At 71.2% G+C, this 24,079-nt stretch carries 22 protein-coding genes; 14 read left to right on the forward strand and 8 right to left on the reverse strand.

The window, feature by feature from the left end; translation table 11 throughout:
- Nucleotides 1–156 precede the first annotated feature (156 nt).
- Nucleotides 157–1,548: a sigma 54-interacting transcriptional regulator gene (locus AB0H81_RS16015; protein ID WP_358374780.1), complete on the reverse strand. Its 1,392-nt coding sequence runs from the start codon at nucleotides 1,546–1,548 to the stop codon at nucleotides 157–159.
- 171 nt (nucleotides 1,549–1,719) lie between these two features.
- On the opposite strand from AB0H81_RS16015, the gene AB0H81_RS16020 reads away from it, so the two are divergent.
- Both AB0H81_RS16020 and AB0H81_RS16025 read left to right on the forward strand, forming a co-directional pair.
- Nucleotides 1,720–2,898 carry an FIST N-terminal domain-containing protein gene (locus AB0H81_RS16020; RefSeq protein WP_358374904.1) on the forward strand — a complete coding sequence of 393 codons (1,179 nt, stop codon included), beginning with the start codon at nucleotides 1,720–1,722 and terminating at the stop codon, nucleotides 2,896–2,898.
- 184 nt (nucleotides 2,899–3,082) lie between these two features.
- Nucleotides 3,083–4,636: a serine hydrolase domain-containing protein gene (locus AB0H81_RS16025; protein ID WP_358374783.1), complete on the forward strand. Its 1,554-nt coding sequence runs from the start codon at nucleotides 3,083–3,085 to the stop codon at nucleotides 4,634–4,636.
- Between the two features lie 197 nt (nucleotides 4,637–4,833).
- Here AB0H81_RS16025 and AB0H81_RS16030 read toward each other — a convergent pair whose 3' ends face one another.
- Nucleotides 4,834–6,072: a hypothetical protein gene (locus AB0H81_RS16030; RefSeq protein ID WP_358374786.1), complete on the reverse strand. Its 1,239-nt coding sequence runs from the start codon at nucleotides 6,070–6,072 to the stop codon at nucleotides 4,834–4,836.
- A 195-nt stretch (nucleotides 6,073–6,267) separates the two neighbouring features.
- Between AB0H81_RS16030 and AB0H81_RS16035 the strand changes: the two genes are divergently transcribed.
- Nucleotides 6,268–6,588, forward strand: coding sequence for a sigma-70 family RNA polymerase sigma factor (locus tag AB0H81_RS16035; RefSeq protein WP_358374791.1), 321 nt, complete (start codon nucleotides 6,268–6,270; stop codon nucleotides 6,586–6,588).
- Entirely contained in the window at nucleotides 6,585–7,208 is a 624-nt protein-coding gene (locus tag AB0H81_RS16040; RefSeq protein ID WP_358374793.1) for a hypothetical protein, read from the forward strand. The genes AB0H81_RS16035 and AB0H81_RS16040 overlap by 4 nt, the downstream gene beginning before the upstream one ends.
- A 12-nt stretch (nucleotides 7,209–7,220) precedes the next feature.
- On the opposite strand, the gene AB0H81_RS16045 is transcribed toward AB0H81_RS16040, so the two are convergent.
- Complete coding sequence (locus AB0H81_RS16045) at nucleotides 7,221–8,651, reverse strand: M1 family metallopeptidase (protein ID WP_358374796.1); 1,431 nt, start codon at nucleotides 8,649–8,651, stop codon at nucleotides 7,221–7,223.
- A gap of 99 nt (nucleotides 8,652–8,750) precedes the next feature.
- Nucleotides 8,751–9,860, reverse strand: coding sequence for a 4-hydroxyphenylpyruvate dioxygenase (gene hppD / locus AB0H81_RS16050; protein WP_358374799.1), 1,110 nt, complete (start codon nucleotides 9,858–9,860; stop codon nucleotides 8,751–8,753).
- A gap of 103 nt (nucleotides 9,861–9,963) precedes the next feature.
- On the opposite strand from hppD, the gene AB0H81_RS16055 reads away from it, so the two are divergent.
- Together AB0H81_RS16055 and AB0H81_RS16060 are read left to right on the forward strand one after the other, a co-directional pair.
- On the forward strand, nucleotides 9,964–10,461 hold the full coding sequence (locus AB0H81_RS16055) for an Lrp/AsnC family transcriptional regulator (protein ID WP_358374802.1): 498 nt from the start codon (nucleotides 9,964–9,966) through the stop codon (nucleotides 10,459–10,461).
- A gap of 81 nt (nucleotides 10,462–10,542) precedes the next feature.
- Nucleotides 10,543–12,663 carry a transglycosylase domain-containing protein gene (locus tag AB0H81_RS16060; RefSeq protein WP_358374805.1) on the forward strand — a complete coding sequence of 707 codons (2,121 nt, stop codon included), beginning with the start codon at nucleotides 10,543–10,545 and terminating at the stop codon, nucleotides 12,661–12,663.
- A 64-nt stretch (nucleotides 12,664–12,727) separates the two neighbouring features.
- On the opposite strand, the gene AB0H81_RS16065 is transcribed toward AB0H81_RS16060, so the two are convergent.
- Complete coding sequence (locus AB0H81_RS16065; protein ID WP_358374808.1) at nucleotides 12,728–14,689, reverse strand: thioredoxin domain-containing protein; 1,962 nt, start codon at nucleotides 14,687–14,689, stop codon at nucleotides 12,728–12,730.
- A gap of 107 nt (nucleotides 14,690–14,796) precedes the next feature.
- Between AB0H81_RS16065 and AB0H81_RS16070 the strand changes: the two genes are divergently transcribed.
- Complete coding sequence (locus tag AB0H81_RS16070; RefSeq protein WP_358374811.1) at nucleotides 14,797–15,951, forward strand: hypothetical protein; 1,155 nt, start codon at nucleotides 14,797–14,799, stop codon at nucleotides 15,949–15,951.
- A 5-nt stretch (nucleotides 15,952–15,956) separates the two neighbouring features.
- On the opposite strand, the gene AB0H81_RS16075 is transcribed toward AB0H81_RS16070, so the two are convergent.
- The 3 genes from AB0H81_RS16075 to mca all read right to left on the reverse strand — a co-directional run bounded on the left by AB0H81_RS16075 (nucleotide 15,957) and on the right by mca (nucleotide 17,358).
- Nucleotides 15,957–16,247, reverse strand: coding sequence for a GNAT family N-acetyltransferase (locus tag AB0H81_RS16075; protein ID WP_358374814.1), 291 nt, complete (start codon nucleotides 16,245–16,247; stop codon nucleotides 15,957–15,959).
- Nucleotides 16,248–16,412 (reverse strand): hypothetical protein, encoded by a 165-nt coding sequence (locus AB0H81_RS16080; RefSeq protein ID WP_175603033.1) that lies wholly within the window; start codon nucleotides 16,410–16,412, stop codon nucleotides 16,248–16,250.
- Between the two features lie 61 nt (nucleotides 16,413–16,473).
- A complete protein-coding gene (gene mca / locus AB0H81_RS16085; protein WP_358374817.1) occupies nucleotides 16,474–17,358 on the reverse strand; it encodes a mycothiol conjugate amidase Mca in 885 nt (294 codons plus the stop codon).
- A 134-nt stretch (nucleotides 17,359–17,492) separates the two neighbouring features.
- On the opposite strand from mca, the gene AB0H81_RS16090 reads away from it, so the two are divergent.
- From AB0H81_RS16090 to AB0H81_RS16120, 7 genes are all read left to right on the forward strand, one after another.
- The gene (locus AB0H81_RS16090) at nucleotides 17,493–17,912 is read left to right on the forward strand and encodes a DUF4307 domain-containing protein (RefSeq protein ID WP_358374820.1); all 420 of its coding nucleotides are present in this window, start codon (nucleotides 17,493–17,495) and stop codon (nucleotides 17,910–17,912) included.
- Nucleotides 17,913–18,018: 106 nt separating this feature from the next.
- Nucleotides 18,019–18,519, forward strand: a complete 501-nt coding sequence (gene greA, locus AB0H81_RS16095; protein WP_175592775.1) for a transcription elongation factor GreA — start codon at nucleotides 18,019–18,021, stop codon at nucleotides 18,517–18,519.
- Between the two features lie 203 nt (nucleotides 18,520–18,722).
- The gene (locus AB0H81_RS16100; RefSeq protein WP_358374823.1) at nucleotides 18,723–19,871 is read left to right on the forward strand and encodes a C40 family peptidase; all 1,149 of its coding nucleotides are present in this window, start codon (nucleotides 18,723–18,725) and stop codon (nucleotides 19,869–19,871) included.
- A 68-nt stretch (nucleotides 19,872–19,939) separates the two neighbouring features.
- Nucleotides 19,940–20,461, forward strand: coding sequence for a hypothetical protein (locus AB0H81_RS16105; protein WP_358374826.1), 522 nt, complete (start codon nucleotides 19,940–19,942; stop codon nucleotides 20,459–20,461).
- Between the two features lie 250 nt (nucleotides 20,462–20,711).
- Nucleotides 20,712–22,505 carry a phosphoenolpyruvate carboxykinase (GTP) gene (locus tag AB0H81_RS16110; RefSeq protein ID WP_358374829.1) on the forward strand — a complete coding sequence of 598 codons (1,794 nt, stop codon included), beginning with the start codon at nucleotides 20,712–20,714 and terminating at the stop codon, nucleotides 22,503–22,505.
- 157 nt (nucleotides 22,506–22,662) lie between these two features.
- Nucleotides 22,663–23,490, forward strand: coding sequence for an amidohydrolase family protein (locus AB0H81_RS16115; RefSeq protein WP_358374831.1), 828 nt, complete (start codon nucleotides 22,663–22,665; stop codon nucleotides 23,488–23,490).
- Nucleotides 23,491–23,560: 70 nt separating this feature from the next.
- Entirely contained in the window at nucleotides 23,561–24,079 is a 519-nt protein-coding gene (locus AB0H81_RS16120; protein WP_358374834.1) for a hypothetical protein, read from the forward strand.

A 24,079-nucleotide genomic window follows, 5' to 3' on the forward strand; every position in this document is an offset into this window, starting at 1 on the left:
CCCGGCCCGTGCGGCGGTGGCGGCGGCCGGTGCCGCGGGCGCGCAGAGGAGAGCGCACAGGGCGAGAGCTGTGGCGTGGGCGAGCAGGCGCATGGGACGGTCCCCCCGGTCAGAGTGCTGGATCCTTCACTCTGACGCGGGAGAGGCCCCCGATGTTCACGTGCGGTAGACGGTCATCCCGTCGAGGTCGTCCTTGGACAGCCGGCGCATGAGGTACAGGCCCTCCAGGGCGAACTCCAGCGCCGCCGCGGCGTGCCCCGGGGACTCCTCGCCCTCGCCCATGCCCAGCCGCGACATGATCTTGGCGAGGCCCTCGACCGGGCCGATGCGGTGCAGCAGCTCGCCGGCCGGCACCAGCTCGCCCGACTCCACCTGGTTGCCCTCGGCGAACTTGTCGGTCAGCGCCGACAGGTCCATCCCGCCCAGCCGGCTCCGGAACGTCTCGGCCGTGGCCCGGCGCAGCAGGTGGGCGAGGATCTCGGTCTCCCGGCCCTCCTCGCTGACCTCGAACTCGACCTTGCCCCGCAGGCTGTGGACGACGCAGGGCAGGTCGCACACCCGGGTGACGGGCCGTTCCTCGCCGGTGATCGCGGCCCTGCGCACGGCGGAGGCGGCCGCGGTCTCGGCGGCGGCGATGGAGAAGCGCGCCGAGACGCCCGAGCGGGCGTCGACGGACGTGGACTCGCGGACCAGGCGGGTGAACCGGGCGATGGTCTCGACCAGGTGCTCCGGAACGTCGGCGCCGATGTCGGGCATCGACTCCTGCCGGATCAGCGCCAGCTCGTCCTCGACCGTCATCGGGTAGTGGGTGCGGACCTCCGCGCCGAACCGGTCCTTCAGCGGCGTGATGATCCGGCCGCGGTTGGTGTAGTCCTCGGGGTTGGCGCTGGCGATGAGCAGGACGTCGAGCGGGAGCCGCAGGTTGTAGCCGCGTACCTGGATGTCGCGCTCCTCCAGCACGTTGAGCAGGGCGACCTGGATGCGCTCGGCCAGGTCGGGCAGCTCGTTGACGGAGAAGACGCCCCGGTTGGTGCGCGGGACCAGGCCGTAGTGGACGGTCTCCGGATCGCCCAGCCGCCGGCCCTCGGCGATCTTGATGGGGTCGACGTCGCCGATCAGGTCGCCCACGGACGTGTCGGGCGTGGCGAGCTTCTCGCCGTAGCGCTCGTCCCGGTGCTTCCACGCGACGGGCAGCTCGTCGCCCAGCTCCTCGGCGAGGGCCCGGCAGCGTGTGCAGACCGGCGCGTACGGGTGGTCGTTGATCTCGCAGCCCTCGACCACCGGGGTCCACTCGTCGAGCAGCCCGGTCACCGTGCGGATCAGCCGGGTCTTGCCCTGGCCGCGCTCACCGAGGAGGACCAGGTCGTGCCCGGCGAGCAGAGCCCGCTCGAGGTGGGGCAGGACGGTGTCGTCGAAGCCCACGATGCCTGGAAAGCGGGGCTCGCCCGCCCTCAGCCTGGCCAGCAGGTTCTCGCGGACCTCTGCTTTCACGGTGCGATGAACGTGACCGCTTTCTCGCAACTCGCGGAGATTTAGAGGCTGATGCACGGGATCGAGACTACGTCCCCCAGGACGAATGCGGCAGAGGTTTCGCGTCCGGCGCAGATTACGGATCTTGAGGATTGAGTGACGCGTTGTGTGCGTGCTTGTTCCTTTAGTGGGGAGAATCGGAGCCTAGGGAACTTGGAGCTGCCGAGGGAGGCGGGAAGCGTGGCCCTGATGACGAGCCGCTTCGCGGACGGCCTCGCCGTGGGTGCGGACCTTGAGGAGATCGCCGAGCGCGCCGTCGGGCAGGCGCTGTCACGACTCGGCGAGCAGGCCGATCTGGTCTGTTTCTTCATCTGCGGCGACGACCCCGACGACGTCGCGAGAGCCGGGCTGCGGGCGATGGCGCTCGCGCCCGACGCGCACGTGATCGGCTGCAGCGCCACGGGAGTGATCGGCGGCGGGCAGGGGGTCGAGCTGACGCCCTCCGTGAGCGCCTGGGCGGCCACGCTCGGCGAGGCGCGGCTGACGACGTTCGCGCTGGAGACCCTGAACGCCGAGGACCGGTTCGTGGTGGTCGGCCTGCCGGACCGCAACCCCGACGACCACGTGGCGATCCTGCTGGCCGACCCCTACTCGTTCCCGACCGACGCGTTCGTCGAGCGCTCGGCGGACGTGCTCGGCGACCTCCCGCTGATCGGCGGCCTGGCCAACGGCGTCGGCGGGCGCGGCTCCGTCCGGCTGTTCGCCGACGGCGAGGTCTACACCGAGGGTGCGATCGGCGTCGTGCTCAGCGGTCCGGTGCGGATCCGCACCGTGGTCAGCCAGGGCTGCCGCCCCATCGGGCCGTCCATGGTCGTCACCCGCGCCGAGGACAACCTCCTGCTGGAGCTCGCCGGGCAGCCCGCGCTGGCCCGCCTGGAGGACATCGTCAGCGAGCTGGACGAGGACGACCGCGAGCTGGTCGCCGCCGGCTTGCAGATCGGGATCGCGATCGACGAGTACGCCGAGCGCCACGAACGCGGCGACTTCCTCATCCGGGGCGTGATCGGCATCGACCCGGAGCGCGAGGCCGTGGCCATCGGCGACATCGTGGAGATCGGGCGTACCGTCCGCTTCCAGGTGCGCGACGCCGCCACCGCCGACGAGGACCTGTACGACCTGCTCGACGCGCACAAGGCCGAGTTCGGGCAGGCGGACGGAGCGCTGCTGTTCTCCTGCAACGGGCGGGGCTCGGCCATGTTCGGCAGCGCCGACCACGACCCGGTGGCGCTGCGCGAGACGCTGGGCCCGATCGGCATGGCCGGCTTCTTCGCGGCGGGTGAGGTGGGACCCGTCGGCGGCCACAACCACGTGCACGGCTTCACGGCGTCGGTGCTCGTCTTCTCGTCGGGGGCGGCGGACGGCGCGTGATCCTCGGGATCGACGTCGGCGGCACGTGACCGGCCGCCGGGCTGGTCGGTCACGACGTCTGTCTCGGAACCCCCGAAGTCGCTGTGAGCCAGATCACGGTTGAGGTTGACCTTGGGTCAGGGTGAAAGCTCGGCGCAGCGGCGGACGCCGCGCCGGAAACACCAGACCCGAAGGACGGACCGCCATGACGCTCACCCTTTCCGACCAGGACAAGCACACCCTGCGGATCGCCGCGTACGGCGCCGTGTCGCTGATGGCCGCCGCCGGTGCCGCCGGCAAGCCGAACAAGATCGCCGCCAACGGCAGCATCGCGCTCGGCTCGGCCACCGGTCTGATCGGGCACGTGCTCGCCGACCACCCCAAGGGCAAGGACCTGGCCGGCGCGTCCGTGGCCGAGATCGCCGACCGCGTGCTGCCGGCCCTGACCGCGGCCATGAACCTGCTGAAGGAGCAGGACCCGGCCGAAGCCGACAACTTCCGCGGCACCGTTGTCATCGCGGTCGAAACCGCCCAGCTGCACCAGGACCGGCCGAGCCCCGCCACGGCCGAGATGGCCCGCAAGATCACCGAAGCCCTCGACGCCGCCGGAGCAGCCACCGCGGACAGCGCGGCCGCGACGGGCCAGGACCGCCCGCACCTGCAGAAGGCGCTCGAGGAGATCGTCGAATCCGGCTTCGTCGGGCTGTCGCTGCGCGTGCACGACGAGCGCGGCCAGTGGGCCGGCAGCGCCGGCGCGGCCGAGCTGGGCGGAAGCGCCAAGCCGCCGATCAACGGACACGTGCGGATCGGCAGCAACACCAAGACCTTCACCGCGACCCTGGTGCTGCAACTGGTGGCCGAGGGCAAGGTCGGGCTCGACGCCCCGGTGGCCGGCTATCTGCCCGAGTTCGGGCTGGACGAGCGGATCACGGTGCGGATGCTGCTGCAGCACACCAGCGGGCTGTTCAACTTCACCGGCGAGGTCCACGCCGACGGCACCATCGTGCCCGGGATCCCCATCCCCTACGGCACCACCGGCCGGCAGTGGATGGACAACCGGTTCATGATCTACCGGCCGCAGGAGCTGGTGCAGCTGGCGCTGTCCAAGCCGGCCCGGTTCGAGCCGGGAACGGGCTGGAGCTACTCCAACACCAACTACGTGCTGGCCCGGCTGCTGATCGAGAAGGTCACCGGCCGCTCCTACGCCGAGCAGATGCAGCGGCTGATCCTGGGGCCGCTCGGACTGTCGGGCACCGTGGTGCCCGACACCTCGCCGGAGATCCCCGCGCCGCACGCCCACGCCTACTACCGCTACACCGACGCCGGCGAGCACAAGACGATCGACATCACCCGCCAGAACCCCTCCTGGATCTCCACCGGCGGCGACATGATCTCCACCACCCAGGACCTGCACACGTTCATCTCCGCGCTGCTGGGCGGCAAGCTCCTGCCGGCCCCGCTGCTGGCCGAGATGTGCACCCCGCACCCGACGGGCATCCCCAACATGGACTACGGCCTGGGCGTGTTCGTGGTGACCACCGACGACGGCGACACCCTCATCTCCCACAACGGCGCCGCCGTGGGCCACGCGGCGCTGATGTACAGCACCCCCGACGGCAGCAAGACCCTGACCGCCGCGCTGAACTGCGTGGACGACGCCGACCTGTCCATCGCGGCAGCCTTCCAGAAGGCCCAGCACAGGCTCCTCAACGAGGTGTTCGGCACCGGCCAGGCCGACCCCGCCCAGCCGACGGGCTGAGCATCCATGCCCCGTACACCTCAAGGGGTCCCTTCCGGGACGTCCTCGGGACGTCCGGGGCACGGAGCCGCGCCGGGCCGCGTATCGGGAGGATCGGGGCGTGACCGCGCAGGTGCTCGCCGCGGACGCGCGGGCGGGGGGCGCGGTGGCGATACCGGGCTGGTCGGCGCGGCGGCGCTCGTCCTCGCGGGCGACCGTTACCGGCCGAGCCCCCAGGTCGCGGCCAGCCGCTCGGCCACCGCCTCCTGCCTGGGCCGGTAGACGGCGAAGAACCGCTTGCCGCACTCCAGGTCGTCGAGGGCGGAGGCGATCTCCCGGCGCAGGTACGGCTTCGCGAGGCGCGCGGGCAGCGCCGTGGGCGACTCGGCCGACACGTCCATGGAGGACGGCTGATCCTCCGCGCGCCCGCCACGGCCCACCCTGGCGGCGTCACGGCGGTCCTTGAGGTCGTCGCGGCGGCCCCGGAGGTCGCCATGGCCGTCCCTGCGCTCGCCCTGGCTGTCCTTGTGGCGGCGGGCGGCGGCCTTCTCCAGCTTCTCCCTGAGCGCGGCGAAGCGGTCGCGCTCCAAGGTGGCCAGCTCGGTGGGCGCGGTGGTGGCGACCTCGTACCCCTCGCCGGTCAGGCAGGTGGCGTAGGAGCCCGCCAGGGCGACCAGCCCGGGATCGGTGTCCAGCTCGTTCTTCCAGGCCAGTTCGAGCGCCCGGACGTACTTCCTGCGCAGGTGGGCCGCGTCGGTGACGTCCCGGCCGAGGGTCTGCTTGATGGTGGTGACGTAGCACTCGCCGCCGGCCGCGGCGTACGCGGCGGAGCCGCCGTCCATCCCCTGCTCGCTCACCGGGGGAGTGCCGGGCTCCACGGCGACGGGCGTTCCGATGGCCGGGGGCGTGTCCGGGTCCTCCGCGGTGTCCGGGTCCTCCGCGGTGTCCGGGTCCTCCGCGGTGTCCGGGTCCTCCGCGGTGTCCGGGTCCTCCACGGGGGCGTCGGGGACGCGGGCCTCCACGGTGGGGGTGCCGATCGCGGGCGGCTCCGGGGCGCGGCTGCGTGTGGGGGTGGCGCCGGGGACCTCGGGCCGTTCGGGGGCAGCCGTCGCGAGCAGCGGGTCGGCGTCCGGGAGGGCCGCCGGCGGCGGAGGCGTCTCGGGGACGTGCGCGAGCGGATCGCTCGGGTGGACGAGCGGGGCGAAGATCCCGTATCCGTACCGCGCCCGGTACTCGCGCATGGCCGCGTAGTCGCCCGAGCGGCGCCGCGACTCGTCGGCGGCCGGCGGCGCGGGAGTCCCCGGTACGGCAGGCGTGTACGCGAAGCCCCGTCCCTGCATGCACGCGGCCATGACCTGCTGCTGCCGCCCCAGCACGCCCGGGGCCGGAGAGGGCGGGGGCACGCCGCACCCGGTCGCCACGGCGGCGACGCCCAGGAGGGCCACGATCTTGCGCATGACGGCCAGGGTAGAGGCTCCCGCGCCCAGCCCCGGCACGGTCCGCACGCGGCGGCGCGTGACTGGCACGTGATCCGCACGTGGCGGCGGCCGACGGGCGGGCGATTCGTGTCATAGGTCACTCCTGTCAGGCTTGTAACGCTTCGGTGGGCTCCTTCCAAGCACGGGTGTAGATCGACGAAGGGAGCTTGGCCGGTGCGTCGCAAACAGGCGGGGATCGCCACGGATCCCGTGGCCTTCGAGGCCTTCTACCGGCGGCTGCTGGACTCCGACGACGTCGCCCGTCTGGAGGAGCAGATCGACGCGGAGAGCAGGGCCAGGCGGGCCTTCGAGGCCATGGCCGGGCTGCCGGAAGGGGAGCGCGCCGTGCTGGAGCTGGTCGCCATCGACCAGCTCACCGTCACGGAGGCCGCGCAGGCCCTCGGCATCCGGCACGGGACCGCCCGGGTCCGGCTGCACCGCGCGCGCCGCGCGCTGCGCGACGTTCCCCTCGTCATGGAAGGAACCACAGGATGAGTTTCGAGGAGCGCCTGCTGATGGAACTGAAGACCGAAGTCGCCGCCCGCGGGGCGGAGCACCGCCGACGGGTGACCGTCCGCCGTCTGTTCGCGGGGGCGGCGGTGGCCGGGGTGGCAGCCGCGGCCGCCGTGGCCGTGCCGCTGCTGACCGGCACCGAGTCCCCGGCGTACGCGGTGACGAAGAACACCGACGGCACGATCCGGGTCCAGATCAAGGAGTTCAGGGACGCCGACAAGCTGGAGGCGGACCTGGCGCGCATGGGCGTCACGGCCGATGTGACGTTCCTCAAGCCCGGCACGTGGTGCAAGGACGGCAGGGGCAAGGTCGCGGGGGACGAGGTCAAGAACCCCGAGGAATGGGACAAGTCGATCTCCGGCCGGGCCGTGCGCCATCGCAGGGCGGGAGTGGACATCGACCCCAGGTACATCGGCAAGGGCCGGACCCTGGTGCTGATGTACACCGAGAACGAGGACCAGACCTCCGGGCCGGAAAAGCCACGGGCGCTCTGGCAGTACGCCGGCCTGGTGATCGAGGGCCCGGTCAAGCCGTGCGTCGTGGTGAAGAACCCGAGCTGGGACGACGTCGACGGCGAGGGTCAGCCGCCGCCCGGCAACTGACCTCGCGCGCCGTCACACCTCGGGACGGCTGGGCTGGTAGAGCCAGGTGTCGAACAGCGAGTCGAGCTGCTTGCCCGACAGCCGCTCGGCCAGCGCGATGAACTCGTCGGTGGTGACGTTGCCGTACTTGTGGTCGGCCACCCACGTGCGCAGCAGCGTGAAGAACGTCTTGTCGCCGACGGCGCGGCGCAGCACCTGCAGCGTCATGGCGCCGCGCTGGTAGACCGACTGGTTGAACAGGTCGCCGGGCCTGGCCCGGCCCGGCGGGTACTTCCAGATCGGGTCGTTCTTCGCGGCGTACTTCCGGCGGAACATCTCCTCGGCCGTGGCCCCGCCGGTGTGCTCCGACCACAGCCACTCGGCGTAGGTGGCGAAGCCCTCGTTGAGCCAGAGGTCCTTCCAGCGCTTGATGCTGACGCTGTCGCCGAACCACTGGTGGGCCAGCTCGTGGGCGATGATGCTCGTGTCGGGGTCGAAGCCGCCGTACATGGGCTTGGTCTGGTTCTCCAGGGCGTAGCCCGCGGAGAAGTTGTCGACGACGCCCCCGGTCGAGGAGAACGGGTAGGGGCCGAAGACCTTGCTCCAGTAGTCGGTGACCTCGCCGGAGACGCTGTAGAGCTTGCCGAGCGCCTCGTGGTAGGCGGGGTCGACGGCGGCGAGGTTGGGGATGCCGCCGGGGGTCCTGCCCTGGCGCAGCTCGAACTTGCCCAGCGTCGCCGTGGCGAGGTAGGTGACCATCGGGTGGGTCTCGCGCCAGGTGAACGTGGTGCGCCCGCCCGGGGCGGCCCTCTTGCCGGTCAGCTCGCCGTTGGCCAGGGCGGTCAGGCCCCGCGGCACGGTGATCCGGAAGTCGAAGGTGGCCTTGTCGGCCGGGTGGTCGTTGTTGGGGAACCAGGTCTTGGAGCCGGAGGGCTCGGAGGCCACGAACGCGCCGTCGGTCGTGGGGATGAAGCCGTAGGTGCCGAGGTTGGACGGGTCCTTGATCGGCTTGGGCTCGCCGGCGTAGGTCACCTTGACCGTGAAGCGGGCGCCGTCGGCCAGCGCGGTGGCAGGGGTGATGACGAGCTCGTCGCGCTGGCGGGAGAAACCGGCCTTGGCGCCGTCGACGGTGACCTCGCTCACCTCCAGCCCGTGCAGGTCGAGGTCGAAGCGCGACAGCGCCTGGGTGGCCGTGGCGTCGATCGTGGTGACCCCGTCGAGGCGCTTGGTGGCGGGCGTGTAGCCGATCGTGACGCCGTAGTGGCCGACGTCGTAGCCGCCGTTGCCGTCGAGCGGGAAGTCGCTGTCGCCGATGCCGGGCGCCCCCGCGCCGGCGTCGGCGACGGGGGCGGGCGTGCCCTTGCCGGAGGCCGCCGGGGTGGCGGCGGCGCCGTCGCTCGGCGCGCAGGCGGGCAGGGTCAGGAGCGCGACCAGCGCGGCGGTCGCCTGGCGGGTGAACCTCATCGGAGTCGCGCTCCCCCTTCGTAGCGTGACACGTAGCTTACGCGGTGTCACGAGCGCGCAGGGAGCTCCGCGGCGTCGGCGCGGTCACGCTCGGACCTCTCAGAGGTTACCTCTGCGCTCCTGCTCGCGCTCGATGGCTTCGAACAGCGCCTTGAAGTTGCCCTTGCCGAAGCCCAGGGAGCCGTGCCGTTCGATGAGCTCGAAGAACACGGTCGGCCGGTCCTGCACCGGCTTGGTGAAGATCTGCAGGAGGTAGCCGTCCTCGTCGCGGTCCACCAGGATGCGGCGCTTCTTGAGCTCCTCGATGGGCGCCCGCACCTGACCGATCCGTTCCCGAAGTTCCGGGTCGTCGTAGTACGAGTCGGGCGTGTCGAGGAACTGCACGCCGGCCGCGCGCATGTGGTCGACCGTGGTGAGGATGTCGTTGGTGGCCAGCGCGATGTGCTGGACGCCGGGGCCGCCGTAGAAGTCGAGGTACTCGTCGATCTGCGACTTCTTGCGGCTGATGGCCGGCTCGTTCAGCGGGAACTTGACCTTGCGGGTGCCGTCGGCCACGACCTTGGACATGAGCGCGGAGTACTCGGTGGCGATGTCGTCGCCGACGAACTCGGCCATGTTGGTGAAGCCCATGACGCGGCGGTAGAACTCCACCCACTCGTCCATCTTGCCGAGCTCGACGTTGCCCACGCAGTGGTCGACGGCCTGGAACAGCCGGCCGTTCTTGACCGCGGGCGCGGCCACGAGCGGCTCGGCGGGCTGGTAGCCCGGCAGGTAGACGCCGCCGTAGTTGGACCTGTCCACGAGCGTGTGGCGCGTCTCGCCGTAGGTGGCGATGGCGGCCAGCGTCACCTTGCCGCGCTCGTCCTCCACCGTGTATGGCTCGGCGAGCCCCTTGGCGCCGTGCCGTACGGCGTGGGCGTAGGCGGCCTCCACGTCGGGCACGTCGAGGGCGAGGTCGATCACCCCGTCGCCGTGCTCGGCGACGTGCCGGGCCATGTCGGTGCCGGGCCGCACCGACGAGCGCAGCTCGAACCGGGCCGAGCCGGAGGTCAGGACGTAGGCCACCTCGTCGCGGCTGCCGGTCTCCGGCCCGCGGTAGGCCACCAGTCTCATGCCGAAGGCGGTCGAGTAGTAGTGAGCGGCCTGCTTGGCGTTGCCCACGGCGAACACCACGGCGTCCATGCCGTTAACCGGAAAGACATCAGTCATGCCACTAAATCTCGACTTATCTGGGCCGGTTGTGCAAGAGTTGCTTGGATCGGTGGACAACTTGTCCAGTGAGTCAGCGAAACCGCCGGAGTGTCTGTACACCATGACGATCGACGATCTCGACGCCCGCCTCATCGCGCTGCTCGCAGCCGAGCCGCGCCTCGGCGTGCTGGAGTGCTCGCGCCGCCTCGGCGTGGCCCGGGGCACCGTCCAGGCCCGGCTCGACCGGCTGCTGGCCAGGGGAGTGATCACCGGGTTCGGGCCCGACGTGTCGCCCGTGGCCCTCGGCTACACGGTCACGGCGTTCGTCACGCTGGAGATCAGGCAGGAGGCCGGGCACGATCCCGTGTCGCACGGCCTCGCGCGCATCCCCGAGGTGCTGGAGGTCCACACGATCACCGGCGGCAGCGACCTGCTCTGCCGGGTCGTGGCCCGCACCAACGCCGATCTGCAGCGGGTCATCGACCAGATCGTGGACGTGCGGGGCGTGCGCCGCACGTCCTCCGTCATCGCCCTGGACACGCCCGTTCCGTACCGGGTGCTCCCGCTGGTGGAGGATGTTCCGCGCCATGCCGGGAACCAGTACATACGATCGCGGTAGGGACGAGGCACCGTCTTCGGTCGTCTAACCTTGACGTTCGCCCAGCATACGGGGGTTTGCGAGGTGCGGAGCGGTGGTGGGATGGCCAAGCGGAAACATCGGATCCTGAGGCGGCTGCTGATCGCCGGCGGCGCCGGGCTCCTGCTCGCGATCGTCGCGTTCGGCATCGCGTACGCCATGACGCCGATCCCCGACAGCACCCAGAAGCAGGCCACGGCCCAGGGGTCGGTCATCTACTACCGCGACGGCAAGAGCGTCATCGCCCGGCAGGGCGTGGACCGCCGCGTCGTCGAGCTGGCCAAGGTGCCGCAACACGTGCGCGACGCGGTCATCGCGGCCGAGAACCGCTCCTTCTACGAGGACGCCGGCGTCTCGGTCAAGGGCACCGGCCGCGCCGTGTGGTCCACGCTCACCGGCCAGCAGCTCCAGGGCGGCTCCACCATCACCCAGCAGCTCGTGCGCAACTACTACAGCGGGCTCAGCCAGGAACGCTCCATCACCCGCAAGATCAAAGAGATCATGATTTCGATCAAGGTGGACCAGTCGAAGTCCAAGGACTGGGTGCTGGAGCAGTACCTCAACACCATCTACTTCGGCCGCGGCGCCAACGGCATCCAGGCCGCCGCCCAGGCGTACTTCGGCAAGGACGTCGGCAAGCTCACCGTGGCCGAGGGGGCCTACCTCGCCTCGGTGATCCAGCAGCCCAGCCGCTTCGCCGACCCCAAGGGCGCCGACCTGGAGGCCGCCCGGGCCCGCTGGGGGGCGGTCATCGAGGCGATGCGCCAGACCGGCACGCTCGGCGCCCAGGAGGCGGCGGCCCAGACGTTCCCCACGCTGAAGGCGCCGAAGAAGCCGTTCGTGCTCAGGGGCCAGGCGCAGTACATGCTCGACCAGGTCACCGCCGAGCTCAACCGGCGCGGCTACAGCGACGAGACCATCAGCAGCGGCGGCCTGCGGGTCGTGACCACGTTCGACAGGAAGCTCATGCAGGCGGCCGAGCGGGCCGTCAAGAACACCGTGCCCGCCGCCGCCCCGAAGGCGGTCCGCACCGGCCTCGCGGCCGTCGACCCCGCCACGGGGGAGGTCGTCGCCTTCTACGGCGGCAACCCCAAGCTCACCGGGTACGACAACGCCTTCTCGGCCAAGGTGCCGGCCGGTTCCACGTTCAAGGCGTACACGCTGGCCGCCGCGCTCAACAACGGGTACGACCTGTCCACCCAGGTCAACGGCAACTCGCCGATGCGCGTGGCCTCCGACCCCACGCATCCCATCCCCAACGACGGCGGCCGCTCGTACGGCACGATCGACCTCGTGCGGGCCGCCCAGAACTCCGTCAACACGGCGTTCGTGGACCTCGGCCAGAAGGTCGGCCTCGACAAGGTGGCCGCCACCGCCGAGGCGGCGGGCATCCCGGCGGCGCAGCTCCAGCCGCACCAGGCCGCGGCCACCTTCCCGCTGGGCGTCGCCTCGGTGAGCGCCGCGCAGAACGCCTCCGGCTTCTCCACCTTCGCCAACAAGGGCGTCCACGTGGAGGCGCACGTGGTCAAGTCCGTCACCGACGCCAAGGGCGTCAAGAACGTGATCAAGCCCTCGTCCCGGCAGGTGATCGGCGAGCAGGCCGCCGCCGACACCACGTACGCCCTCCAGCAGGTCGTCAAGTACGGCACCGGCACCGCGGCCCGGCTCTACGACCGCCCGGTCGCCGGCAAGACGGGCACCACGGACGACTCCAAGTCGGTCTGGTTCAACGGGTTCACGCCGCAGCTCGCCGTCGCCGTCGACATGTTCCGCTCCGACAACAAGACGGTCACCATCCCCGGGTACGGCGTGCAGTTCGGCGGGCAGCTCCCGGCGCAGGTGTGGCGGGCGTTCATGACCGAGGCCATGCGCGGCAAGCCCGTCGAGGAGTTCCCCGAGCCGTCCGACTACGGCTACCGTGCCCCCACCTCGCCGTACGACGACCCGTACGGGCAGCCCGACCCGCGCGTCCCCGACGACGGCTGGGAGGAGCCCGACCCCCAGCCGAGCGGGCCCCCGGAGACCACGCAGCCCGACTTCACCGACCCGCCGCAGACGCAGCGACCGGACGAGCAGGGCCCGCCGGACCTCCGCGACGACGGCGGCGGGTTCACCCAGGAGCCCGAGAACCCGACCGGCCGGCCCGACGACCAGGGCGGCCCCGCCCGGTCACCCTTCGGCTAGAGCCCGCCCGGCCGCTCCCGAGGTCACCCCGGGCGGTCCCGAGGCCACCCGGGCGGTCCCGAGGTCACCCGCCGGCCAGCTCGCGGCGCAGCTCCTCGGGCGTGGTGACGGGCATGCGGCAGGTGAAGCCCCGGCACACGTACGCGGCGGGCGCCCCGCCCACGAGCCCGCGCCCCTCCAGCAGAGCGGGCCCGTCCGGCGCGGAATCGGCCCCCAGGGCCACGACGAGGCCGGGTGTGTCCGCCAGGAGCGCCTCATGGTGCAGCGCCCGCGTACGCGCGTCGTCCGGCGGCCCCACGACCGCCACCTCCACCGGCCCGTCCAGGGCCGCCCGCGCCACCGCGAGCCCCCACCCGGCGAAGCGCGCGTGCGCGCCGGCCAGCACCGACACGGTGCCGAGCGCCGAGTGCGCCGCCTCCCGGTGCCGTCCGGACCCGGTCAGCGCCGCGAACGACAGCAGGGCGCCCGCGGCGGCGTACTGCCCCGACGGCGTGGCGTTGTCCGTGGGGTCCTGGGGCCGCTGGAACAGCCGCTCGGCGTCGTCGGCGGTGTCGAAGAACCCGCCCGTCCCGTCGGCGAACCGGCCGAGCACGGCGTCGAGCAGCGTCGCGGCGAGCCGGAACCAGTGGGTGTCGCCGGTGACGCCGTAGAGCGCGATCAGTCCCTCGGCGACGTTCGCGTAGTCCTCCAGCACCCCCGCGTTCGCCCCCGCCCGGCCGTCGCGCGAGGTGCGCAGCAGCCTGCCGTCGCGCAGGTGGACGCGGTCGAGCAGCCCGGCCGCGGCCACGGCGGCCTCGACCAGGTCGGGCCGGTCGAACACCGCGCCGGTCTCGGCCAGCGCCGCGACGGCCAGGCCGTTCCAGGACGCCACGACCTTGTCGTCGCGCCCCGGCCGCACCCGCGTCTCCCGGGCGGCGAGCAGCCGGGCGCGCACCGACGCGAAGCGCTCGGCGTCGTCCGGGTCCTCCAGGAGCTGGAGCACCGACGTGCCGTGCTCGAACGTGCCGGTGACGGCGAACAGCCGGGCCGCCCAGGCGCCGTCGTCCTCGCCGAGCACCTCGCGCAGCTGCTCCGGCGTCCAGACGTAGAACCGGCCCTCCTCGCCCTCGCTGTCGGCGTCGAGCGCCGAGGCGAAGCCGCCCTCGGGCGTGCGCATCTCCCGCAGCAGCCACTCGGCGGTCTCCAGCGCGATCCGCCGGGCCCGCTCGCCCCCGCCGGCCTTCCACCAGTGGGTGTAGACCCGCAGGAGCAGGGCGTTGTCGTAGAGCATCTTCTCGAAGTGCGGCACGACCCACAGCGCGTCCACGCTGTAGCGGGCGAACCCGCCGCCGAGCTGGTCGTAGATCCCGCCCCGCGACATGGCGTCGAGCGTCTTCCCGCTCATCTCGTGCTCGCCCGAACGCAGCAGGAACTCCAGCACCATCGACGGCGGGAACTTGGGCGCCCCGCCGAACCCGCCGTGCGCCGCGTCGAACGAGGCCCGCAGGTCGTCCATGGCCCGCTCCAGCGTCTCCGCCGTGGGCAGCGGCCCGCTGGGCAGCGCCGTCTGCGAGGTGAGCGCCGAGACCACCTGGGAGCCCTGCCGCAGCACCGCCTCCCGCTTGTCCGTCCACGCCTCGTGGACGGCTGCCAGCAGCCGCTGGAAGTCGCGCCGCGGGAAGTACGTGCCGCAGTAGAACGGATGGCCGTCGGGCGTGGCGAACACGGTCATGGGCCAGCCGCCCTGGCCCGTCATGGCCTGGGTGGCGCCCATGTAGACGGCGTCCACGTCGGGACGCTCCTCGCGGTCCACCTTCACGTTGACGAAGTTGTCGTTCATCAGCCGCGCCGTCTCGGCGTCCTCGAAGCTCTCGTGCGCCATGACATGGCACCAGTGGCACGCCGAGTAGCCGACGCTGACCAGCAGCGGCACGTCACGCCGCCGCGCCTCGGCGAACGCCTCCTCGCCCCACGGATGCCAGTCGACCGGGTTGTCCGCGTGTTGGAGCAGGTACGGGCTCGTCGAGTCCTTCAAGCGGTTCATCATGACCTCCCCGGGGTCACCCTACGGGGCGTACCTGCCCCCGGCTCCCGCTCACATACCGGCTTCGCGCACGTACCGGGGCGTGGAGGCGTAGGTTACGGAGAGTGGACATGGAGTACGTGCGCGCCCACGCCGGGCGCCGCGTCACGGACCTGACCCGCAGGGACGTGGCGCGGGCGCTGCTGTCCGTGCCGTCGGGCATGGCCCTGGTGGCGCTGCCCGACCTGCGGCGCGCGATGGACGCGGCGGGCAACCCGCTGTCGCCGGTCTTCTGGGAGTCGGCCAAGCAGATGCTGCTGCTCATCGAGGCGGGCGTCGCCACGGTGGGCGAGGTGCAGCGCTGGGTCGAGTCCACCGGCACCGAGCCGATCCTGCTGACGCCCGGCTTCTTCATCTGGCCCGAGGAGGACGAGCGGGGGCCGGTGAGCGAGGAGATGTACTCCCGGCTGGTGCGCCACCTGGAGGAGCGCCTGCACGCCGGCGAGATCGACTCCGACGCGCTGCTCCAGGGCGACCAGCGGGCCCGGCGCGCGTACGAGGAGCTGCAGGACCGGTGGCTGAACACGCCGCTGCCCGACGGCCGGGTCCCGGGCCACGCGGTCGCCGACGAGCAGAACGAGGAGATCATGGCCGCCTTCGACGAGCAGGAGGCGACGGCGCTGAGCGAGCTGCGCCGCATCGTCGTCGGCCTGCCGAGGCAGCCGGAGCTGCCGGTCGCCGAGCTGGAGGGGGCGGCGGCGCGGCTGCGGGTGCTGCTCGGCCAGCCGGGCTACCCGGCCAACGTGCTGCGCGCCTGCGCCGGGTTCGAGGAGCGGCCGATGCCCGACGACGACATGGAGCTGTGGCTGTCGGTGGCGGCGGGCATCGCGGGGCCCATCTCCGACCTGTCGGAGGAGGACGACACCGTCGAGGAGTTCACCGACCTGGACGGCGAGGTGAGCCACGAGGACGAGGTGCTCGCCAACCTGTGCGAGATCCAGTTCGCCGACTGGCTCGCGGCGGTCGCCGCGCTGGCCCGGCTCGGCCCGGGCGTGCTGGCCTCGCCCGAGCGGATCGCGCGGCTCATCGCCGAGTCGCCGGACATCACGACCGAGATCGACATGAGCGACCCCGACGAGCTGCGCGCCAGCGAGCGGCTCTTCACGGCCGTGGTGACGCTGTGGGGACATCTCGGCGTCGTGGACGCCGACGACGTGCTCACGCCCCTCGGATGGTGGGGGCTCCCGCTGGCGCTGGAACGCGCGTGGTCACCGAAGGAGTACTGACCGGCTCAGGGCCGCTCGGTGTCGACGAGGTCCTTGTACTCGGGGTGACGCTCGATGTACTTCCCGACGTACGGGCAGAGCGGCACGACGCGCAGGCCGGTGTCGCGGCTCAGGTCGAGGGCGTGCCCGACCAGCCGCCCGGCGAGGCCCTGGCCCTGGTACTCGGGGCGTACCTCGGTGTGGGTGAAGACGATCTTCTGGGGCAGCAGCCGATAGTCGGCGAACCCGGCCACCTCGCCGTCCACGAGAACCTGGAACCGGCTCCGCGCCGGGTCGTCGACTACTTCGATGGTCATCTACTCGGCTTTCCTGTCGTCCGTGTCGCCCTCGTGCGGGACCTTGATCTTCGACATCTGCTTGTTCATCGACTTGATCAGAAAATACAAGGCCAGCCCGATGAGGGCGACGACGACGAAACCGAGCAGGCCCGGGCTCACGTCACCGGCTGCGAGAACTGTCACCTTTCCAGTGTGCCACCGGGGTGCCGTGGTCGGCCCAGGGGCCGAGCCGGGGCAGGCCGGCTCAGGGGCAGGCGGGCGAGACCTCGTCGGCGTGGATGCCCGTGAACAGGTCGTCCTCGGGCAGCTCGGTGTCGACCAGCGAGCGGGCCAGGTGGTAGTCCTCGGTCGGCCAGATCTCCTGCTGGAGCTCGCGCGGGCAGACGAACCACCAGCTGTCGGGGTCGATCTGCGTGGCGTGCGCCTTGAGCGCCTCGTCACGGATCTCGAAGTAGTCGCCGCACGGCACGCGGGTCGTCACCGGCCACTTGGCGGGGCGGTCCTCCCAGCGCGCGATCCAGTCGGCGTACGGGGAGCCCATGCCGCGGGAGGTCATGGCCTCGTGCAGCGCCTCGAACCGCTCCTTGGTGAAGCCCATCTGGTAGTAGAGCTTCAGCGGCTGCCACGGCTGGCCCGTGCCCGGGTAGCGGTCGGGGTCGCCGGCGGCCTCGAACGCCTCCACCGAGACCTTGTTCGTCATGATGTGGTCGGGGTGCGGGTAGCCGCCGTCGTCGTCGTAGGTGATGATGACGTGCGGCCGGAACTCGCGCACGGCGGCGACGAGCGGCCGGGACGCGTCCTCCAGCTTCTGCAGGGCGAAGCAACCCTCGGGCAGCGCCTCGTCCTCGTTCTCCGGCAGGCCGGAGTCGACGAAGCCGAGGAACTCCTGCCGCACGCCGAGGATCTCGCGCGCCCGGTCCATCTCGGCCTTGCGCACCTCGGCGATGTTGGCCACGATCTCGGGCCGGTCCATCTTCGGGTTGAGCACCGAGCCCCGCTCACCGCCCGTGAGCGTGCAGACCAGCACCTCCACGCCTTCGCGGACATAACGGGCCATCGTCGCGGCGCCCTTGCTGGACTCGTCGTCAGGGTGGGCGTGGACGGCCATCAGCCTCAGCGGTGCACTCACGGGCTCGATGTCTCCTCAGTCGGACCGAACAGGCGCCCAGAGAGGTTACTTTCTGCTGGGCGGTCGCGAGGGCACGCCCCCCGCGGGCGACAATTGTCTCGGATAACGCTGAGGGAGTGCAGGGAGATTCCGCCATGGCCACCAGAGATGTCGGGAACGGGCCAGTTCTCGGCACACCCGACGACTACCCGGACCGTCCCAAGCGAGGCGGCCGTCTCGTCGTGCACGTCGTGATCGGCGTGCTGGTGGCCATCATCGCGGGCGGATGGGGCTACGTGATGTGGTCGATGACCGGCAGCACGTCCGGCGCCGTGGCGCAGGTCGTGTCGTTCACCGTGGAGCCCGGTCAGGCCGAGATCGTCTTCACCGTGGCCAAGCCGGACGACCGCGCGGCCGTCTGTCAGCTCAGAGCCCTGGACTCCAGGCATGCCGAGGTGGGCACCAAGGACGTAAGAATCGGGCCGGGAGCGGGTAGTAAGCAGCTCAAGGAGCGGCTGGACACCAGTGCCGAGGCCGCTTCAGTCCACATCCAGTACTGCCATCTCATAGAATAAGACGTTTGGGGAAGCGTTGGCGCGGCCGGCTTGTTAGCCTTTCGCAATTCGACCGCGCAGGCGCGTCCTCAGTGTTCCAGGGCCCCTAGGCAAGCAAGGAGAACCCGTGGCCGACTCTCGCGATGAGAACGTCACATGGCTGACGCAGGAGGCGTACGACCGCCTGAAGGCGGAGTACGAATATCTCTCGGGCCCAGGGCGCGTCGACATCGCCAAGAAGATCGAGGCCGCCCGCGAAGAGGGTGATCTGAAGGAGAACGGCGGCTACCACGCGGCCAAGGACGAGCAGGGCAAGATGGAGGCCCGCATCTTCCACCTCCGCCAGATCATCGACAACGCGAAGGTCGGGGAGGCTCCCAAGACCGAGGGCGTCGTGGGTCCGGGCATGACCGTGACGATCCGGTTCGTCGGCGACGACGACGAGGTGACCTTCCTGCTCGCCTCCCGCGAGGAGAGCGGCGCGCCGATCGACGTGTACTCGCCCAAGTCTCCGCTCGGGGCGGCGATCAACGGCAAGAAGATCGGCGAGAAGGCCACGTACAGCATGCCCAACGGCCGTCAGAACACGGTCGAGATCCTCGAGGCCGTGCCGTACATCGGCAACTGACTCCCGGAGAGACGCACCGCCGGGCCCACGACGGCCCGGCGGAGCCTTCTGCTGCCCTGGGGCCGCGCCGGGGCTCGGCCATCAAGCAGGACCTGACCTACCTGCTCCGCTCACAGACGCCCCCGCCCCATCACGGCCACCCGCATGGTCCGTACGGCCCGTACGGCGGGCCTCCGCGCCGTCGGCGTGACCACACCCGGCTGGTGCCCATCATCGTGGTGGCGCTGGTCGCGGTGCTGACCGCCGACGTGCTCCTGCTGGTGCAGCCCCGCACCCCGAGAGTGCCGCCGCGCCAGGGGCAGGCCGCGGCGACGGCGCCCGCCCAGGCCAGGTCCTCGCCGGGCCAGGCACTGGTCGCCGAGTCCGGCCCGGCACCCGAGGTCAAGCCGCTGGGCACGCTGCACAAACCCAACCTGTTCGTCGTCACGCGCAAGCCGTTCACCACCAAGCTGCTGGAGAAGGTGGCGCGCTTACGCGGCGTGCGGGCGCTGGAGCTGGCCGACGCGGCCTCCATCACGCTCGACGGCAAGCGGGTGCAGACCCTCGCGGTCGACCCCTCGACGTTCCGCGCCTACACGCCGAAGGTGACGGCGGCCTCCGACGCGTTGTGGAAGAACGTGGCGTCGGGCGACGTCGCGGTCTCGTTCGTGCTCGGCAACGACGGCGGGTTGTCGCTGCACAGCCGCGTGAGCGGCCCGACCGGCCCGCTGCGCATCGGCGCGTACGCCACGACGGGCTTCGGCGCGGTGGACGCCGTCGTCTCCAAGCGGACCGGGCGGGGGCTCGGCCTGCCCCGCGACAACGCGCTGATCGTCAGCGCCCCCAAGGCCGACTCCACCAAGCTGCGCGACGCCCTGCTCAAGGTGCTGCCCAAGGGCACGCAGGTGGCCATGGTCAACCCGGTGCTGCCGCCGGCCAGGAAGCAGGCCCGCGTGTGGGCGGCCGGTGCGCTCGTCTCGGCCCAGCAGATCACCGTGGCGCTGAAGGCGGCGGCCTCGAAGCTCGGCCGGCCGTACGTGTGGGGCGCCGAGGGGCCCGACACGTTCGACTGCTCGGGCCTGGTGCAGTGGGCGTACGCGCAGGCGGGCGTGAAGATGCCCCGCGTGACGCATCAGCAGTGGGTGGCGGGCCCCCAGGTGCCGCTGTCGCAGGCGCAGCCGGGCGACCTCATCTTCTGGCGCAGCGACCCGACCAATCCCGGCTACATCTCGCACGTGGCCATCTACTGGGGCAACGGCAAGATGATCCAGGCGCCGCGCACGGGCGACGTGGTGAAGTTCAGCCCCGTGCACACCCGCAATCTCGCCGGCGTCGTCCGGGTGAGCCCTGCCCTCGCGGCCAGGGTCAGATAACCCCGCGGAAATCCGCTTCATACCCTCCAGTGCGTGCGTACGCCTAGCAATGGTGTAATCCTGATTACATGGAAAGCATAGAAAGCACCGCACAGGTACGCGCGTGGTTCACCGGCCGCCTGCCCGAGGGCTGGTTCGCCGGCGCCCCCGAGATCGTCCGCGACCGCGAGGAGATCGCGGTGATCGGCACGCTGCCCGAGCCGTCCGGCGAGACGGCGGAGGAGGAGCGGGCGGCCCTGGTCGAGGGGCTCGTCCTGCGCTTCAGGGAGGAGACCCGGGAGCGCCGCATCGAGATCGCCCGGGAGGCCGAGCGCAGGTTCCGGCAGAAGGTGTCCTGGGGCGTCTCCTGCGGCGGCGAGACTGTGATGTTCACCACTCTGTCCGTGCCGGTGATGACCCGCCTGCGGCAGTCGGAGCGGCAGGTCCTCGACACGCTCGTGGCCGCCGGCGTGGCCCGGAGCCGCAGCGACGCGCTCGCATGGTGCGTGCGACTGGTCGGCCGACACACCGACACGTGGCTGGCCGATCTCAGGGACGCTCTGAGCCACGTCGACCGCGTCCGCTCCTCCGGACCGGACGTCCAGAACTGAGAGTACGCAGCGAGAACGAATCGGGAAATGGTTTATACCACTCCGGGAATTGGTTTAGACCATGCTCGGGAGACCCGTCGAGGTGCCGGATGAATTTCTTTTAAAACCGTTCCCGATGGGTAGGCTCCCTCAATCGTCAAGGCCCCTGCCTGCGGCGACACCGGTGTGAAGAGGTCTATGCCAATTGGCTTTCACACGGCTTCGTCGTTAATGATGACTGGGCCCTGAACACTGTGGAGGAGCCGGAGCCGTGTCGCTTTCCGTCGAAGTACCCGCCCCGACGAGCAATGCCGAATTGGTCGCCTGGGTGAACGAGATAGCCGCCCTGACCCAGCCCGACCGGATCGAGTGGTGCGACGGCTCGGAGGCGGAGTGGACCCGCCTGACCAACCTGCTGGTCGAGCAGGGCACGTTCACCCGACTGGCCAAGCGGCCGAACAGCTTCTACGCCAAGTCCGACCCGAGCGACGTCGCGCGGGTCGAGGACCGCACGTACATCTGTTCCGAGCGCGAGGAGGACGCCGGGCCGACCAACAACTGGATCGCGCCCGCGGAGATGCGCGCCACCTTCGGCGAGCTGTTCAAGGGCTGCATGCGCGGCCGGACGATGTACGTGGTGCCCTTCTGCATGGGCCCGCTCGGCGGCGAGATCTCCCAGCTCGGCGTGGAAATCACCGACTCGCCGTACGTCGCCGTCTCGATGCGGATCATGACCCGGATGGGCGAGCGGGCTCTCAGGCTCATCGAGGAGCGCGGCGAGTTCGTGCGCTGCGTCCACAGCGTCGGCGCGCCGCTGGAGCACGGCCGGCAGGACGTGCCCTGGCCGTGCAACTCCACCAAGTACATCAGCCACTTCCCCGAGACCCGCGAGATCTGGTCGTACGGCTCCGGCTACGGCGGCAACGCGCTGCTCGGCAAGAAGTGCTACGCGCTGCGCATCGCCAGCACCATGGCCCGCGACGAGGGCTGGATGGCCGAGCACATGCTCATCCTCAAGCTCACGCCGCCCTCCGGCGAGGTGCGCTACATCGCCGCCGCCTTCCCGAGCGCCTGCGGCAAGACCAACCTCGCCATGCTCCAGCCGACGATTCCGGGCTGGAAGGTCGAGACCGTCGGCGACGACATCGCCTGGATGCGGTTCGGCAAGGACGGCACGCTGCGCGCGATCAACCCGGAGGCCGGGTTCTTCGGCGTGGCCCCCGGCACCGGCGAGATCACCAACGCCAACGCGGTCAGGACGCTCTGGGGCAACAGCATCTTCACCAACGTCGCCCTGACCGACGACGGCGACGTGTGGTGGGAGGGGCTCACCGACGAGCCCCCGGCGCACCTCACCGACTGGAAGGGCCGTTCCTGGACCCCTGACAGCGCCGAGCCCGCCGCCCACCCCAACGCCCGCTTCACCACGCCCGCCTCCCAGTGCCCGACCATCGCACCGGAGTGGCAGGACCCGGAGGGCGTGCCCATCTCGGCGATCCTGTTCGGCGGGCGCCGCGCCACCGCGGTGCCGCTCGTGACCGAGTCGCTGAGCTGGGAGCACGGCGTCTTCCTCGGAGCCAACGTCGCCTCCGAGAAGACCGCCGCGGCCGAGGGCAAGGTCGGCGAGCTGCGCTACGACCCGTTCGCGATGCTGCCGTTCTGCGGCTACAACATGGGCGACTACTTCGGCCACTGGCTGGAGATCGGCCGGCGCGAGGGCGCGAAGCTGCCGCGCATCTACTACGTCAACTGGTTCCGCAAGGACGCCGACGGCCGCTTCATCTGGCCGGGCTTCGGCGAGAACAGCCGCGTCCTCAAGTGGATCGTGGAGCGCCTCAACGGAGAGGCGAACGCCGTGCCGACGCCGATCGGCCAGGTGCCCGAGACGCTCGACACCGAGGGCCTGGACCTGCCCGAGGAGGACCTGCGCACGCTGCTGTCGGTCGAGCCCGAGGTCTGGCGGGACGAGGCCGCCCAGATCCGCGCCCATTTCGACACCTTCGGCGACCACCTGCCCAAGGAGCTGTGGGACGAGTACAACGCGCTGCTCGACCGCCTGTCCTGACCGCCTTTCCTGGCGGCGGGGCCGCGGGCTCCGCCGCTAGAGCGCGCCCCTGAACCACTCCCCGGCCTCTCGCGGCCGGCCCGTCAACGGCGCCGGGCCGGCCGCGTGGCATCTCAGCCCCTTGCCCGGCCGGGCCAGACATCCTAGGTTTTGGGGCGTGATCGTGGACGCGCACCAGCACTTCTGGGACCTCGAGACCGGCTCCTACCCGTGGCTGACCCCGGATCAGGGCGTGCTCTACCGCAGCTACCGGCCGGCCGACCTGGCGCCCGAGCTGGCCGCCGCCGGAGTGGACGCCACGGTGCTGGTGCAGGCGGCCGACTCGTACGAGGAGACCGACGCCCTGCTGGCCCTGGCCGACGCCCACGACTTCGTGGCGGCGGTGGTCGGCTGGGTGCCGCTGGCCCGGCCGGAGGAGGCGGGCCGCGCCATCGAGCGGTACGCCAGACATCCGAAGTTTCGCGGGGTGCGGCACCTGATCCACGACGAGCCGGACCCCGACTGGGTGGTCCAGGACACCGTGCTGGAGTCGCTGGGCCTGCTGGCGGAGGCCGGGCTGACCTTCGACGTCGTCTCGCTGCTGCCCCGGCACCTCGACCACGTGGTCACGCTGGCCGAGCGCCACCCCACGCTGCGCGTCGTCGTCGACCACCTGTCCAAGCCGCGCATCAGGGAGCACCTCTGGGAGCCGTGGGCCTCCCAGATCACGCGGGCGGCCGCCCTGCCCAACGTGTACGCCAAGGTGTCGGGTCTGGTCACGGAGGCCGACCACGCGGACTGGACCGTGGAGGACCTGCGGCCGTACGTGGACCACGCGGTGGGGGCGTTCGGCCCGGAGCGGCTGATGGCCGGCAGCGACTGGCCGGTGGCGCTGCTCGCCTCCGACTACGGGACGGTCTGGCAGGTGACGTCGTCCCTGCTGGGGGGCACGGACCGGGACCTGGTCCTGGGCGAAACCGCGCGGCGTTTTTACGGTTTCGGGTGATCGTGTCGAAGGGATTATGGCTGGGCATTTTCCTGGGTTTAGGGAAGTTTGGGATGGATAAGCTGCCGATGTGGGGGGACTACGCTGCGTCGATGGATCTTTCCTGACCGTCACGCCCGTCGCGTGCACGGACAGCGTCGGCATGCCGTACGAGATCACCCTGGAGCTCTCCCGCGACGGCACCCCGTACGGCACTGTGGGCGAGCGGTGCGGCTGGCTGCTGCGGCGTCTGGCGCGCGGCGTGGACGAGGCCCGTGCCGGGCACGGGGAGGCCGGGCGCTGGCCCGATCCCGACGACAGGTTCCCGGAGGAGGAGCCGGACAGCGAGCTGTTCGCGTTCCGGTATCGTACGAGGTCGGCCCTGGTGGGAGGCGGCGAGCTGCGCTGCTGGCTGCGCACGATCCCGCTCTGGGTCCCCGGGCGTGACCGGCCCGGGCAGTGGCGGCTGACGCGCCGCGCGATCGTCGAGGCGTGGGGCGCGGAAGGCGTCGGCATGCGGGCGGTGCTCACCTCGGCCGAGCTCGCGGGCTTCGTGCACGCGCTCGTCGACGAGGCGGACGGCTGTCTCGGTGGCCCTGTGAAACGGTGA

Source organism: Nonomuraea sp. NPDC050691, assembly GCF_040654455.1.
In the GTDB taxonomy this organism is placed as follows: domain Bacteria; phylum Actinomycetota; class Actinomycetes; order Streptosporangiales; family Streptosporangiaceae; genus Nonomuraea.

Coding starts and splice junctions, on each gene's coding strand:
- AB0H81_RS16020 (WP_358374904.1), top strand. CDS start 1,720: ATGACGAGCCGCTTCGCGGACGGCCTCGCCGTGGGTGCGGACCTTGAG.
- AB0H81_RS16025 (WP_358374783.1), top strand. CDS start 3,083: ATGACGCTCACCCTTTCCGACCAGGACAAGCACACCCTGCGGATCGCC.
- AB0H81_RS16030 (WP_358374786.1), bottom strand. CDS start 6,072: ATGCGCAAGATCGTGGCCCTCCTGGGCGTCGCCGCCGTGGCGACCGGG.
- AB0H81_RS16040 (WP_358374793.1), top strand. CDS start 6,585: ATGAGTTTCGAGGAGCGCCTGCTGATGGAACTGAAGACCGAAGTCGCC.
- AB0H81_RS16045 (WP_358374796.1), bottom strand. CDS start 8,651: ATGAGGTTCACCCGCCAGGCGACCGCCGCGCTGGTCGCGCTCCTGACC.
- hppD (WP_358374799.1), bottom strand. CDS start 9,860: ATGACTGATGTCTTTCCGGTTAACGGCATGGACGCCGTGGTGTTCGCC.
- AB0H81_RS16055 (WP_358374802.1), top strand. CDS start 9,964: ATGACGATCGACGATCTCGACGCCCGCCTCATCGCGCTGCTCGCAGCC.
- AB0H81_RS16060 (WP_358374805.1), top strand. CDS start 10,543: ATGGCCAAGCGGAAACATCGGATCCTGAGGCGGCTGCTGATCGCCGGC.
- AB0H81_RS16065 (WP_358374808.1), bottom strand. CDS start 14,689: ATGATGAACCGCTTGAAGGACTCGACGAGCCCGTACCTGCTCCAACAC.
- AB0H81_RS16070 (WP_358374811.1), top strand. CDS start 14,797: ATGGAGTACGTGCGCGCCCACGCCGGGCGCCGCGTCACGGACCTGACC.
- AB0H81_RS16075 (WP_358374814.1), bottom strand. CDS start 16,247: ATGACCATCGAAGTAGTCGACGACCCGGCGCGGAGCCGGTTCCAGGTT.
- AB0H81_RS16090 (WP_358374820.1), top strand. CDS start 17,493: ATGGCCACCAGAGATGTCGGGAACGGGCCAGTTCTCGGCACACCCGAC.
- AB0H81_RS16105 (WP_358374826.1), top strand. CDS start 19,940: ATGGAAAGCATAGAAAGCACCGCACAGGTACGCGCGTGGTTCACCGGC.